Annotated in this window: 15 protein-coding genes; 10 read left to right on the top strand and 5 right to left on the bottom strand. The window is 46.8% G+C overall.

All coding sequences use genetic code 11. The features are described from left to right. Genes Q7V21_RS07510 through pmbA form a run of 5 tightly spaced genes read left to right on the top strand, consistent with a single transcriptional unit; the run spans position 1 to position 4,431 of the window. Positions 1-1,047 (top strand): response regulator, encoded by a 1,047-nt coding sequence (locus Q7V21_RS07510; RefSeq protein ID WP_304916687.1) that lies wholly within the window; start codon positions 1-3, stop codon positions 1,045-1,047. 32 nt (positions 1,048-1,079) lie between these two features. Continuing rightward, positions 1,080-1,904, top strand: a complete 825-nt coding sequence (prmC, locus tag Q7V21_RS07505) for a peptide chain release factor N(5)-glutamine methyltransferase (protein ID WP_304916743.1) — start codon at positions 1,080-1,082, stop codon at positions 1,902-1,904. 35 nt (positions 1,905-1,939) lie between these two features. Beyond that, complete coding sequence (locus Q7V21_RS07500) at positions 1,940-2,698, top strand: molybdopterin-synthase adenylyltransferase MoeB (protein WP_304916742.1); 759 nt, start codon at positions 1,940-1,942, stop codon at positions 2,696-2,698. Continuing rightward, positions 2,699-3,109: a M67 family metallopeptidase gene (locus Q7V21_RS07495; protein WP_304916686.1), complete on the top strand. Its 411-nt coding sequence runs from the start codon at positions 2,699-2,701 to the stop codon at positions 3,107-3,109. It begins immediately after the preceding gene. Continuing rightward, a complete protein-coding gene (pmbA, locus tag Q7V21_RS07490; protein WP_304916685.1) occupies positions 3,106-4,431 on the top strand; it encodes a metalloprotease PmbA in 1,326 nt (441 codons plus the stop codon). Before Q7V21_RS07495 ends, pmbA begins: the two co-directional genes overlap by 4 nt. 49 nt (positions 4,432-4,480) lie before the next feature. Here pmbA and Q7V21_RS07485 read toward each other — a convergent pair whose 3' ends face one another. Genes Q7V21_RS07485 through Q7V21_RS07470 form a run of 4 tightly spaced genes read right to left on the bottom strand, consistent with a single transcriptional unit; the run spans position 4,481 to position 7,834 of the window. Further along, positions 4,481-6,667: a PilZ domain-containing protein gene (locus Q7V21_RS07485; RefSeq protein ID WP_304916684.1), complete on the bottom strand. Its 2,187-nt coding sequence runs from the start codon at positions 6,665-6,667 to the stop codon at positions 4,481-4,483. 8 nt (positions 6,668-6,675) lie between these two features. Further along, positions 6,676-6,945: a BolA family transcriptional regulator gene (locus tag Q7V21_RS07480; protein ID WP_304916683.1), complete on the bottom strand. Its 270-nt coding sequence runs from the start codon at positions 6,943-6,945 to the stop codon at positions 6,676-6,678. Then, the gene (locus tag Q7V21_RS07475) at positions 6,942-7,241 is read right to left on the bottom strand and encodes a YciI family protein (RefSeq protein ID WP_304916682.1); all 300 of its coding nucleotides are present in this window, start codon (positions 7,239-7,241) and stop codon (positions 6,942-6,944) included. The genes Q7V21_RS07480 and Q7V21_RS07475 overlap by 4 nt, the downstream gene beginning before the upstream one ends. After that, on the bottom strand, positions 7,241-7,834 hold the full coding sequence (locus tag Q7V21_RS07470; protein WP_304916681.1) for a septation protein A: 594 nt from the start codon (positions 7,832-7,834) through the stop codon (positions 7,241-7,243). The genes Q7V21_RS07475 and Q7V21_RS07470 overlap by 1 nt, the downstream gene beginning before the upstream one ends. A gap of 53 nt (positions 7,835-7,887) precedes the next feature. Between Q7V21_RS07470 and Q7V21_RS07465 the strand changes: the two genes are divergently transcribed. The 5 genes from Q7V21_RS07465 (at position 7,888) to Q7V21_RS07445 (ending at position 13,896) form a co-directional block, all read left to right on the top strand. After that, positions 7,888-8,718 carry a PHP domain-containing protein gene (locus tag Q7V21_RS07465; protein ID WP_304916680.1) on the top strand — a complete coding sequence of 277 codons (831 nt, stop codon included), beginning with the start codon at positions 7,888-7,890 and terminating at the stop codon, positions 8,716-8,718. Between the two features lie 65 nt (positions 8,719-8,783). Then, a complete protein-coding gene (locus Q7V21_RS07460) occupies positions 8,784-9,410 on the top strand; it encodes an L-threonylcarbamoyladenylate synthase (protein WP_304916679.1) in 627 nt (208 codons plus the stop codon). After that, positions 9,407-10,087, top strand: a complete 681-nt coding sequence (locus tag Q7V21_RS07455) for a lysophospholipid acyltransferase family protein (RefSeq protein ID WP_304916678.1) — start codon at positions 9,407-9,409, stop codon at positions 10,085-10,087. The genes Q7V21_RS07460 and Q7V21_RS07455 overlap by 4 nt, the downstream gene beginning before the upstream one ends. Positions 10,088-10,238: 151 nt before the next feature. Next, on the top strand, positions 10,239-12,824 hold the full coding sequence (clpB, locus tag Q7V21_RS07450; protein ID WP_304916677.1) for an ATP-dependent chaperone ClpB: 2,586 nt from the start codon (positions 10,239-10,241) through the stop codon (positions 12,822-12,824). A 223-nt stretch (positions 12,825-13,047) separates the two neighbouring features. Next, positions 13,048-13,896 (top strand): formate/nitrite transporter family protein, encoded by an 849-nt coding sequence (locus Q7V21_RS07445; RefSeq protein ID WP_304916676.1) that lies wholly within the window; start codon positions 13,048-13,050, stop codon positions 13,894-13,896. 43 nt (positions 13,897-13,939) lie between these two features. On the opposite strand, the gene cynS is transcribed toward Q7V21_RS07445, so the two are convergent. Continuing rightward, positions 13,940-14,380, bottom strand: coding sequence for a cyanase (gene cynS / locus Q7V21_RS07440; protein ID WP_304916675.1), 441 nt, complete (start codon positions 14,378-14,380; stop codon positions 13,940-13,942). Between the last annotated feature and the right edge of the window lie 56 nt (positions 14,381-14,436).

The following is a 14,436-nucleotide window of genomic DNA, read 5'->3' as shown; positions in this document are numbered from 1 at the left end:
ATGACAAACAAACTTGCACTGGTTATTGATGATTCACGTGTTGCCCGCATGATGTTATGCAAATTATTGCAGACATCTGGATTTGAGGTGGTGGAGCAGGGCAGTGCCGATGATGCATTAGCGTGGTTGGAAAACAGCGATCAACTTCCACTCATCATCTTTATGGACTTAATGATGCCGGGAATGGATGGTCTAACGGCCACTCGTCATATTAAATACGATTCGCGCTGGCAGGCTATTCCAGTTGTACTGTGTACCAGTAATGACAGTGAAGCTGACAAGTTGTCAGCGCATGACAGCGGTGTATTAGCTTTATTGTCCAAACCACCTGAAGCTCATCAGTTACAAAGCATCCTCAATGATCTGATGGCTCCGGTTGAATTAACGGAAGAGTTCATCCAACCGGCAGAAGAAAAATCATCGTTCAGCGAAATGCCCGCAGCCCCAAGCCTTGGTGAATTAATCGCTGAGGTAGAACAACAATTATTACCAGGGTGGTTACAACAATCACAGCACTCAGCAGAAAAGATAAGTCAGCGCATTGCCGAAAATATTAGCCGACATTTGATGGATGAAAGACTTAATGGCTTGGCAGAACAACTTTCCACGCAATTAACAGAGCAGCTCACCTCAGGTATTCAAAACAAGGTTGAGCAACAACTGGCAACGCAAGCGGCACAAATGCAGACGGTGTTATCCGAAAAAGCTGCCGATGCCGCTGAAACGGCGATGCAAAACCTGAATCAGTCCAATCATTGGCAACAGCAAGTATCCTCACAGACCGAGCGATGGTTATCTGATCAGCAACAGCTTATACAGCAACAGTTGATGTCAGCATTGCAGCCGCGAATTGAAACTTTTATCGCCGAGCAACTTGCCGCACTTCCTGATGCTGCAACGCCGATGATGGAAACACTTCACGAAGAACTGGCACAACTGCAATTAATGCAGTCTCAACTGGTTAAACGTCAACGTATGACTGGCGCGTTATTAATGGTGGCTCTGGCAGCAGGAATATTTGCCCTGTTACAAATCAATTTATTTTGATCTGTCATTGCTGAAGACCGCGTAGCGTGACTATGACTATTTTGGAGGCATTGCAATGGGCCAGACTTCAGCTTGTTGCCAGCCCATCTCTGCGCGCTGATAGTGATGAGTTGTTATGTCATGTACTGGATTGTCAGCCGCTCGCTTTAATCACTTCTCCTGAAAAAACACTGACTACGCAGCAACAGCAACAATTTGCCTCACTGATTGAACAACGTCAGCAAGGAATACCTGTTGCTTATTTAACGGGTATTCGCGGCTTTTGGTCGTTGGATCTTGAAGTAAATCAACATACCTTGATCCCGCGTCCGGATACCGAGTTACTGGTGTCACTGGCATTGGAAAAAATCCAACCGGGAATGTGTGTTGCCGATCTCGGAACCGGTAGTGGGGCGATTGCTTTGGCGATTAAAGCTGAACGCGAAGATATCTGGATGCTGGCAACAGATTATTCGGCTGAGGCGTTGACCATGGCAAAACACAATGCCGAAAAGAACCAGTTGGAAGTACATTTGGTTCGTGCACAGTGGCTGGATGCCTTTCAGGCTGAATCTTTTGATGTGATCGTCTCTAATCCACCCTACATTCGAATGGATGATCCGCATTTAACCAGCGGTGATCTTCGTTTTGAGCCTTTGACTGCACTAGCCTCTGGAGAGGATGGTCTGCAGGATATCCGGCAACTGGTTCGCCAATCTGCAAAAGTATTAAAACCTCAAGGCTGGTTGATGGTTGAACACGGTTATGATCAGTCCTCAGATGTTCAGGCAATATTTCAACAAAACGGTTTTACCGGTATTCAGGCCTTTCAGGATTACGGGCAACAGGATCGTGTGGTAATTGGCCAGCGTGGCTAGCTCGGCAAGAGTCGAATTCAGGTAACATAATGCATATGAATGATGATCAATTGCTGCGTTACAGCCGCCATATTCTACTGCCGAATTTTGATATCACCGGTCAACAACGGGTGCTGGAAAGTCGTGTGTTGGTAATAGGTCTTGGTGGCTTGGGTTCACCGGTGGCTTTATATCTGGCCGCTGCAGGGGTTGGCCATCTGGTGCTGGTTGATGACGATATTGTTGAGCTGACCAATCTGCAGCGGCAGATTGTGCATCGACAAACATCGGTTGGACGTACGAAAACCAGTTCTGCCGCAGCGGCGTTAAACAGTTTGAATGACACCATTCAGGTTGAGACAATCGATCATCGTTTGGGTGAGTTGGAGTTGACGGAGCAGGCCGTTTTGGCAGATGTCATTGTTGATTGCACCGATAATTTCAGTAGCCGGTTTCTGCTTAACCGGGTCAGTAAAAAAACCAAAACGCCTCTGGTTTCAGCGGCTGCTATCCGTTGGGAAGGACAAATTTCGGTATATGATGCTCGACATGCTGATGCACCATGTTATCGTTGTTTATACGACGACAATGGCGGTGATATTCAACAGAGTTGTGCTGAGAGTGGGGTGCTCTCACCATTACTAGGCATGATGGGCTCGATACAGGCAATTGAAACGCTCAAATTGCTAGCCAATACGGGCACGTCACTCAATGGCCGGTTGCTCATCGTCGATGCCCTGTCAATGCAGATAAGGGAAATAAAATTAAAACAAGATCCGGCTTGCCCGGTATGTCACGATAAAGAGAATAACTAAATGACAGTTACAACGACCATACGTTTACCACGTACTTTAGTGAATGATCTATTACATCAGGCACAACTTTCGCCTCATCAGCAGGTTTCCGGATTGATTGGACGACATGGTCAACGCTGCATGTGTTATCCGATAGAAAGCGTCAAAACGGATGCCAGCGTGTTATTTGCTCTCAACGCCAGTGAACAGCTGGCGGCGTTGAAAGAAATGAAAGAACGCAATCAGGAATTATTCGCTATATATCACTCCCATCCAGATGCACCGGCTTTACCTTCAGTAATCGATGAAGATGTGGCGGATTATCCGCAGGCCTTGTATCTGATCATTTCTTTAAACACTCGTGGCGTGCTGGAAATGCGTGGTTTCCAAATGCATGGAAAAAACATCGAAGAGGTAAATTTGATCATATGAAGAATCTTGACGCATCAGTATTACAAAATGCAGCGCAACAGGCGCTGGATGCGGCTAAAAAGCTGGGCGCGACCGCTGCTGAAGTGGGCATTAGTCAAAGCGTTGGCTTATCGGTAAATGTTCGCCAGGCTGAAATTGAAACGCTGGAGCACAATAAAGATACCGGCCTGGGAGTCACTGTCTATCTGGGCCAGAGCAAAGCGTCTGCCAGTACCTCGGATTTGCGGCCTGAAGCTATCTACGAAACCGTGGCTATGGCTTGCAGCATTGCCAAACATACTCAGGAAGATAAATATGCAGGCTTAGCCGATGCCGCTTTAATGGCGACGTCATTTCCTGATCTGCAGTTGTATTATCCCTGGGAGTTATCACCAGAACAGGCGTTTACGCTGGCGATGGAATGTGAACAGGCCGGGCGGGATTTTGATCCATTGATCAGTAATTCTGAGGGCGCCAGTGTTTCCACCCATGAAGGGCAACGGATTTATGCCAACAGTCATGGTTTTATCGGTCAGACGCAGTCCAGTAGACACAGTTTGTCTTGCACCTTGATTGCTCGAGATGAAAACGGCATGCAACGTGATTATTGGTATGACGTGGCTCGGGATAGTCGGGATTTAGCTGCTGCAGTGTCGATTGGCCGCAAAGCTGCTGAACAAACCTTGAAACGTTTAAATGCCCGTGAAATTGAAACCGGACATTATCCGGTGATTTTTGCCGCTGAAATTGCCTCTTCCTTATTCGGCCAGTTGGTCGGCGGAATTCGTGGCAGTGCCTTATATCGCAAATCCAGTTTTCTGCTCGATAAACTGGGTGAGCAGATTTTTCCAGCGTTTATGCATATCCACGAACAGCCTCATTTATTAAAAGCGCTGGGCAGTTCCGCCTTTGATGCGGAAGGTGTCGCCACGCAAAATCGTGACATTATTCGTGACGGTATTTTGCAGGGCTATGTACTGGATAGTTATTCCGCCCGACGTCTTAATATGACCACTACGGCTAATGCTGGCGGGGTGCATAACCTTACGGTGGATAGTAATGATTTATCGTTTAAAGACATGCTTAAAGCAATGGATCGCGGCGTGATTGTCACTGAAACCATGGGCATGGGCGTCAATATTGTCAACGGTGATTACTCGCAGGGTGCCGCCGGTTTCTGGGTGGAAAATGGTGAAATCCAATATGCCATTGATGAGTTCACCATCGCCGGTCAGTTGCAGGATATGTTCAAAGGCATTCAAGCCGTGGCAAATGATGTGGATTTACGCAGCAGCATCCGCAGCGGTTCTGTATGGATCGATAAAATGATGGTGGCAGCGTAACTTTAGAGTCAGGGGTATGCTAAATCGCTATCCCTGCTTTTAGATGCTGCTAGGAACGATCAACAGGCATCAGGCTATCACGTACGATATTGGTGATATCGGTTAAGTAACCCATCGAAAATATAGAGGACAGCATCTGCCGCAGATTTTTTATCCGGTGGGCGCTGTGACTGCGTAATGCATTAATCTGTTGGGTTAAATCCTGTTCGTCGTGCAGCCAATCAGTTTTGCTGTTGACCAACTGGCAATGAAAAACAAAATGATGATCTGCATTGAAAAGCCTGTGTAATAACAGGCTTTTTGCTTCTTTAGATTGCAACTCATGTTCACAGATAATCTGCCAGGGCTGTTGCTGGGACCGATAACAATATAAACCCATCGGCTGTGTAACCAGATTGTCGGTATTGAGCGTTTTTAATGGCAAGGTAATACGTGAAGTAGCATTAGAAATTGCCTGCCATAATTTATTATCCGTTTGATCAATTGTCTGGGAGTGACCAGCCACCGCTTGCAGCACACGTTTTTGCTGATTGTCCAGACCGAAAAACAAAGCAGTATTGAGCGGCGTATGGCTCAGCAGATCCAGATAAACCCGACTATATTGCATCTGCAGCAAATCATCTTCCCGGCGTGCCAGTGAATGTTGATTGGTTGAAATGGCTTGTTCAAAAAACTGATTCAGAGCTAACGGACATTGACTGACCATTCGTTGCAAACCAAGCTCAGTTTGCTCGGCAAACTTCTGCACTCGTTTCACCTCGTAAGGCACACTGCGTAAATTCAGCAACGGTCGCTGATTTTGCCAGCGAGTGAAATGTAGCGTTGCTCGGCTGCCAACCGAGACCAGTAAATCGGCATCGACCGATAAAGAGAGTCCGTTAACTGATACCTCGTTGGTTTGCGTGACATACTCCTGGCCATTAATAAACAAGGCAACCGGGGTGACTACGGTGTAGCGACTTTGCTGGCGTCTTATAAAGGTTTTTATTGAACTGAGAGGCGGTAATTCGTAGTTTGCCGCAGATCTCTCAATCCCTGTATCAGCATCAAACGTGGTCTCATTGTCGCTTAACTGCTGTAAACAGGCGGTAATATCGGTTATTGCCAACAGGTTTTTGAGCCGTGAAAGCTTACGTGAGAAGTCATCAGCAAGACGTGGATCAACCTGGGCAATACTATCTAAATGTGGATGGTATTGTGTCTCATCAACCTGCAATGCCGTGAGCTTGAACTGCCACAACTTTGTTTTGGCAGGCCAAGGCCAATACTGTTTCAAACGGCTTAATTCATCAGCCGAGATCACCAGTAAACGATCATTATGCAGGGCCAGAATACCGCTGGATAAATGCATTTGTTCAATGCGTGATAACAGGATCTTGATGTTTTTGAGCAGGTTAGGAGCACTGGTAAAAATCTGGTCGCAGACAGTGCTGCTATGCACAGCGGTCACAGTGGTTTTTTGCTGCTGTTCGCCAATCCAGCACAGCAGGCTGGGAATTTGCCGGCTGTAAAGCCGTAACAGGCAATGTTGTGTCAGGTTGAGAATTTCGTTATTTAATTCTGCCGGGCTTCGCTGGGTCTGATTGCTTAGCCAGTTTTGCCAGGCCTGACGGATGTCATCGCTCACCGAATCATTAAACCGCATCACAATAAAGGTGCGCTGTTCATCGTGATCCAGCCGCGTAATATCAAACGCAATTTGTGTCGGTTCAGTGTTATGTGCATTTGGAAAGTGCTGAAAGCTGACATTCACGGTATCGTTTTTTTCCAGTGTCGATACCTGTTTCATGCTGACGCGGATGGCATCGGCACTAACATCCAGCGTCATTGCATGGTAATTCAAATCAGCATTTTGGATGGTGACGGGTAATGTGAGCAAAACCCGTTGTGCCTGACGTCTGACCGGTTGATCCAATCTGATAAGTAACAAGCTACTGTCGTCTGAAGTGGAGAGTTGCGGTTGTTGTGATTGCTGCTGAAACTGGCGAACTGTTTGTAACAACGCCTCATAAACGCCAACCGTATAGAGGCCACCCATCCGCTCAACCAGCTGCTTCAGGATCAGATAATTGCGATCATCGAGATAATGCGTCAGACCGCCAAATTCATAAGGCTGACATTCGCCAGACACCTTGCCACGTAAATCAATAATCCGTTGACAGGTTTTTTGTAATCGTTGACGTTCCAGCTGAGCTAGAAAGAGTTGATTTTGATTTTTGCTGCTTTCCGTTGCCATCGACCTGGTTAATTCAGCTCTTCAGGTGTTTTGGCTTGAATACTCAGCGCATGAATGGCTGAGGGCAATAGCTCTGCTGCAGCCTGATAGACAAGACGATGCCGTTTAATCGGAGAAAGTCCGGTAAAAGCTTCACTGACTATAAATACACTGAAATGACCTCCACCGGTATTGCCGGCATGGCCTGCATGTAAATGACTGTCATCGGAAATTTCTAATTGGGTTGGCTGCAACTGCTGTAAAGCCTGTTCCAGTTTTTGTTGGGTTGTTGAACTCATGGCAACACTTTACGAAAAGGTTTAACAGTGACGTTGGCGTAGACATCCGCCTCAATATAAGGATCAGCATCGGCCCAGAGTTGTGCGCTGTGCCAGTCATCAAATTCTGCAACAACTAAACTGCCAGTGAAACCGGCTGCGCCAGGATCTTCGCTATCAATTGCCGGATGTGGACCCGCCAACACTAAACGACCCTGATTTTGCAATTCCTGCAAACGTGCAAGATGGGCCGGTCTGGCAGTCAGGCGTCGTTGCAGGCTATCGGGCTTATCTTCGCTGATAATGGCATAGAGCATCAGGGGGCGTCCTTCGAATTACTGCTGTCTTTAATATGGCGGGACAAATACAGAGCCTGTCCGGCAATAAATACCACGGTAATAATCAATGAACCAAATAATTTGAAGTTGACCCAGGTTTCTTCTGAATAGTTATAAGCGATGTAAATGTTCAGAAAACCTGAAAACACAAAAAACAGAATCCATACCGTATTGAGACGTGACCAGACCGCTGTTGGCAATTGCAGATGTGCTGCCATTAAACGTTCCAGCAAGGTTTTATCAGTAAAGACCCGGGCACCGATAAAGGCGAGGGCAAACAACCAGTTCACCGCAGTCGGTTTCCACATTACAAATTCAGGGTTTTGTAACCAGATAGTTGCTCCGCCGAGCACAGTAACCAGAATTAACGTTATCAGATGTTGCCGTTCAACTTTGCCATGGCGCAACTGGCTCCAAAGAACCTGAATCAACGTTGCCACCATCATTACTGCTGTGGCGACATAGATGCCGGCTACATCATATTCCTGACCATTCCAATGATAGATGCCGCCGCCAAACTTATAGGCAATAAAAAATAAGATAATGGGCAGGAAATCAGTAAATAGTTTCATCTTTATTATTCAGTTATTACAGAGATGGCACATTCTAACGTAAAATCAACACCATGACTCACTATGACCTGCATTGCCATTCCACCGCCTCTGATGGCGCGTTGTCACCTCAAGCCCTTGTCGAACGAGCTGTTCAGCAAGGTGTCGATGTGTTGGCATTGACCGATCATGACGGTACAGAGGGCATAAACGCTGCCCTTATAGCCGCTGAGGGACAACCGATAACACTTATTCCCGGGGTAGAAATTTCAGTTACCTGGTACAGCAGTACCGTTCATATCGTAGGGCTGAACATCGATATAGAGAATCCTAAACTGCAAAGTGGCTTAGCCGATATTCGTGATTATCGTCAGCAACGGGCCGAGCAAATTGCGCAACGCTTGGAAAAATCCGGTATTCCAGGTGCTTTGGAAGGCGCTGCACAATATGCTTCTAAAACGATGTTGGGACGTATGCATTTTGCACAGTATCTGGTCGAACAAGGCCATGCGGCCGATACCAAAGATGTATTCAAACGTTTTCTGGTAAGAGGCAAGCCTGGTTATGTGCCGGGAAACTGGACTGATTTATCATCCGCTGTGCAATGGATAACTGAAGCTGGTGGTCAGGCGGTAATTGCCCATCCATTACGTTATAAAATGACCGGCACCAAGCTGCGTAGACTGATTGAAGATTTTAAAACCGCTGGCGGACAAGCCATTGAAGTCAGCTCAGGACATCAACATCCAGATCAATTGAGAAACGTCGCAGCACTTGCTAAACAATATGATCTGCTCGCTTCCTGCGGTTCGGATTTTCATGGGCCTGAGCAAACCTGGAGCGAACTGGGTCGATTCCTGCCACTGCCTGCATCGTGCAAACCGGTATGGTCTTTATGGCAGTGAAACAGGCATATTGATTCGACTATGGTATATCTGAAGCGTATTTCGAGAACTAACGAAGGTTTTACATGAGCCAGTATTTTCAGATTCATCCCGAAAACCCGCAGCAGCGTTTAATTAAACAGGCCTGTCAGATCATCATGAAAGGCGGTTTGGTGGTTTATCCGACTGACTCGGGTTATGCCTTGGGATGTCATTTGGGTGATAAAGCAGCGATGGATCGTATTCGTCGATTACGGCAACTGGATGACGATCACAATTTCACGCTGGTGTGTCGGGATTTATCTGAACTGTCTGTTTATGCCAAATTTAACAATGCCGTATTTCGGCTGATCAAAGCGCATACGCCAGGCCCATACACCTTTGTATTACCAGCAACCAAAGAAGTACCACGCAGATTACAACATCCTAAACGTAAAACCATTGGCCTACGGATCCCGGTCAACAATATCGCGTTGGCGTTATTGGAAGAATTGAATGAACCGTTGATGAGTTCAACCTTGATTCTGCCGGATGAAAACATGCCAATGACTGAAGCTGATGTGATAGCGGAGCAGTTAGGTAAACACGTCGATTTGATCATCGATGGTGGTGCTTGTGGCCATGAGCCGACAACAGTGATTGAATTCGTCAATGATCTGCCAGAAGTGGTTCGTGTCGGTATGGGTGATCCAGCACCGTTTGAGGTGGAATGATCGTCTATCTAGCTATATTCCTTTTTATTGCAGTCCTAGTCTGGTTTATCGGACTGCAAAATGCCAAAGCAGATTGGGGCGGGCCATCCGTTAACTGGTTGGACGGCTGGACGCGTCTGATTTGTCGCTATATCCATCGTTTACCGGATCAGAAAATCGCTTTACCTGAAACGGGGCCGGCGATTGTGGTGGCCAATCATGTGTCAGGTGTTGATCCGCTGTTATTAATCTCTGCCAGTAAGCGCCCATTACGATTTTTGATTGCTCGCGAAGAATATGAACGTCCGATAGTCCACTGGTTATTTAAAAAAGCCGGGTGTATTCCAGTAGATCGTACAGGGCGTCCCGAACAAGCCTTACGCCAAGCGCTAAGAGCACTGCAACAAGGTGAAGTGATTGCGTTATTTCCGCACGGTACAATTCACTTGGATAGCGATCCACCCAGAAAAATCAAAGGTGGTGTGGGACGCTTAGCAAGCTGGTCAAATGCGCCGGTGTTTCCAATACGTATTGATGGCGTGACTGCACAGGGAAAAGTATTTACTGCGCCATTTGTGCCGAGTCGGGTACAGCTGACAATGAAGCCACCCTTACTCTGCACCACAGATTCCATGCTGCAATGCCTGCAGGACATCAGTTTGGCGATTGAGACGCCGGTAAAAGTTAAGCAGCCTTAGGGACGTGCTTAGATCTTCGTATAGAATTAAATTATTTTCAATAACTTATCTGTTTTTTCAACATGGTCATCTTTTTCTGGTGACACTCACTTGATTTCTGATCTGCCACCCCCCATTTTGTAATTAACTTATTTTTTACAGGGATATTACGATGCAAATCGATAAACTCACCAGCAAGTTCCAGGAAGCACTGGGAGCAGCGCAGAGTCTGGCTGTTGGTCGTGATCATCAGGTTATTGAACCAGCACATTTATTATTGGCTTTATTGAATCAGCAAGGGGGTACGGTTAAACCCCTATTGGCCCAAAGTGGCGTAAATGTACCGGCTTATCAGGCTGATCTGGAAGCTCAGTTAAACCGTTTCCCACAAGTTGAAGGTGGTAACGGGGATATTCGTATCTCTTCAGATCTAAGTCGGCTGTTGAATCAAACCGATAAACTGGCACAGCAACGACAGGATCAATTTATTTCCAGTGAACTGCTGGTTTTGGCCGCAGTAGAAGAAAAAAATCAGACTGGTGAGTTGCTGCGTAAACACGGTGCTAACAAAACCAATATTAATAACGTGATTGATAAAATTCGTGGGGGCGAGCGCGTGACTGATCAAAATGCTGAAGAACAACGCCAGGCACTGGAAAAATACACCATTGATCTCACTGCCCGTGCCGAGAGCGGCAAACTGGATCCGGTGATTGGTCGTGATGATGAGATCCGTCGCACCATTCAGGTTTTGCAACGTCGCACTAAAAATAATCCGGTGTTGATTGGTGAACCTGGCGTGGGTAAAACCGCGATTGTTGAAGGTCTGGCCCAGCGTATTGTCAATGGTGAAGTGCCGGAAGGCATGAAAAACAAACGCGTTTTAGCATTGGATATGGGCTCTTTGATTGCCGGTGCCAAATTCCGTGGTGAGTTTGAGGAACGCTTGAAAGCGGTTCTGAATGACCTGTCCAAACAGGAAGGACAGATCATTCTGTTTATTGATGAAATTCATACCATGGTCGGAGCTGGTAAAGCCGAAGGTGCGATGGATGCTGGCAACATGCTGAAACCGGCGTTGGCGCGGGGCGAATTGCATTGCATCGGCGCAACCACGCTGGATGAATACCGCCAGTATGTTGAAAAAGATGCAGCGCTGGAACGTCGTTTTCAGAAAGTACTGGTCGGTGAACCCAGCGTGGAATCCACCATTGCGATCTTGCGTGGCTTGAGTGAACGTTATGAAGTACATCATGGTGTGGATATTACTGATCCGGCGATCGTTGCTGCCGCGACTTTATCGCATCGTTATATCACCGACCGAAACCTGCCGGATAAAGCGATTGATCTGATAGATGAAGCGGCCAGTCGCATTCGGATGGAAATCGATTCCAAACCAGAAGTTTTGGATCGTCTGGAAAGACGTTTAATTCAGTTGAAAATCGAACGAGTAGCATTGCAGAAAGAATCTGATGAAGCTTCCAAAAAACGTTTGGATACGCTGGAAACCGAGATGAAAAAACTGGCCCGCGAATATACCGATCTGGAAGAAGTCTGGAAGTCTGAAAAAGCCGCATTGCATGGCAGTCAGCACATAAAAGAAGAACTGGAAAAAGCGCGTATGGAGTTGGAGGCAGCCAACCGCAGCGGCAATCTGGAAAAAATGTCAGAACTGCAATATGGCCGTATTCCAGCGTTGGAAAAGCAGCTGGATATTGCCACACAGGCGGAAATGCAGGAATTTACTCTGCTGAGAAACAAGGTTGGTGAAGAAGAAATCGCCGAAGTGGTTTCCAAATGGACCGGTATTCCGGTGTCCAAAATGCTGGAAGGTGAGCGAGATAAATTACTGAAAATGGATGAAGCGTTGCATGAGCGGGTGATTGGCCAGGACGAAGCGGTTAATTCTGTGGCCAATGCCATTCGCCGCAGCCGTGCCGGTTTGTCAGATCCGAATCGCCCTAATGGTTCTTTCCTGTTTTTAGGCCCAACCGGTGTCGGTAAAACCGAACTGTGTAAATCTTTGGCGACCTTCCTGTTTGATACTGAAGAAGCCATGGTGCGGATCGATATGTCCGAGTTTATGGAAAAACATTCTGTTGCCAGACTGGTTGGTGCACCTCCAGGTTATGTTGGTTATGAAGAGGGTGGTTATCTGACCGAAGCGGTACGCCGTAAACCCTATTCCGTGATCCTGCTGGATGAGGTAGAAAAAGCGCATCCGGATGTGTTCAATATTCTGCTGCAGGTTCTGGATGATGGACGTTTGACTGATGGTCAGGGCCGCACAGTGGATTTCAGAAACACCGTTATTGTGATGACTTCCAACCTGGGATCCAATGTGATTCAGGAAATGGCTGGTGAAGAGAATTACGAAGCAATGAAAAATGCGGTGATGGAAATTGTCGGACAACATTTCCGTCCAGAATTTATTAATCGTGTCGATGATGTGGTGGTGTTCCATCCGCTACAAAAATCGCAAATCCGTGCCATTGCCGATATTCAGCTGGAACATTTACGTCAACGTCTGGCTGAAAAAGAAATGGGGCTGGAATTATCTGATGCAGCGCTGGATATGTTATCCGAGGCTGGTTTTGACCCGGTCTATGGTGCGCGTCCGTTGAAACGGGTTATCCAACATCAGCTGGAAAATCCGCTGGCGCAAGCCTTGTTATCCGGCCGCTTTGTGGCAGGGCAGGTCATCAAGGTTGATGTACAAGATGAAGAGCTGACGTTTACTAGCGAATTACGCCACTAAACGAAAATCAAACTGATTGCCGGATTGGACTAAATACAGGGCCAATTCGGCTTTTTTTTATCTCCAAATTGCAAATTTAACGTTTGAGTTTTCAATAATCCGTTAGCTTGTTTTTAGTCGTTGTAACAATCATCCCATTGTCGGGAAAGCAATCCCTGCAAAGTGCTGTAAGCCACTGATATAATGCCCGACTTTCTCTCTCTCACTCACAGGTAGCAAACACATGTCTGATTTCGGCAAGTATGTCGATGCCTTCACGCCAGCGGAAGTCGCAGAAAAAGTCAAAACCGTCGGTGTTGATAAGGCCAATATGTCACTTATTCCGTTAGTGATTCTGTCACTGATGGCCGGGGCTTTTATTTCGTTTGCTGCCATGTATTACACCGTTGTCATGACTGATGCAGGTGCCGCCTACGGAATGGCACGATTGCTGGGTGGTCTGGTATTTGCCTTGGGCTTTATCCTTGTTGTGATAGCCGGGGCTGAATTATTTACCGGTAATACGCTGGTGGTTATGGCTTATGCGAAGGGGCAAGTCAGTTTCAAAGCATTAATGCGTAACTGGAGTATTGTCTATTTCGGAAATATGGTGGGGGCGCTGGTCACGGTTTATCTGGTCTATCTGTCGGGATACCTGACGGATGGAAATTATGGTGTGGGGGTGACAGCGATTAAAACGGGCTTGGTAAAAGTGGATCATTCGCTCACAGAAGCATTTGTGCGCGGTTTACTGTGCAATGTTTTAGTTTGTCTGGGCAGCTGGATGGTCTATGCATCGCGTAGTGTCACCGATAAGGTATTAGCCGTTTTGTTTCCTATCTCCGGCTTTGTGGCCATGGGCTTTGAACATTCTGTCGCGAATATGTACATGATCCCGATTGCGATGATCGCTGCGACGGATCAGGCCATTGTTGCTGCTGGACATTTTAATCCGGAACAGTTGGCCACCTTGGATTTCGCTGGTTTGATGGGAAATCTTATTCCAGTCACCTTAGGTAATATTGTTGGTGGTGCTGGCTTTGTGGCAATGGCCTATTATCTGGTGTATGTCTACGCGCGTCCTAGTCGCTAAGTAAGTTATAAGGCGCACTGAGCTGAACAGTGCGCCTTCACGATTACCAGGATTTATAGGGCAGGAATTTACCATCCAGCGTAATCACGATCCGGTCACCTTTCGGATCGGGTTTTTTCTCAATATGCATCGCAAAATCAATGGCGCTGACGATGCCGTCACCGCATTTTTCATGGACGATTTCTTTTATGGTCGGCCCATACACCGACATCATTTCGTAAAGCCGATATAACAACGGATCGGTGGGTACCGTTTGATCCCATTGTTTATTGGGATATTTCTGCAGGGCCAATTCGACTTCTGTACCCAGATCAAGTACCTGACACAGTTTTTTCGCGGTTTCGGCTGACATGCTATTCATGCCAAGGCAAGCCGAAGCTGTCCATTCAGGCGACATTCCCACCACTTCGCCAATCTTTTCCCAAGTCAATTCTTTGGTTTCTTTGGCCACCATAATGGCTTGGGTCATAGCAAGTTTATTCATTGTTACTCCAAAATTTTTTTGTATTTCAATAAAAAAACCTGACACCCAGAACAGGT

The sequence above is a fragment of the Methylophaga sp. genome (assembly GCF_030651745.1).
The sequence above is the reverse complement of the archived record's forward strand: the minus strand, read 5'-3'. Positions and strand labels throughout refer to the sequence as shown.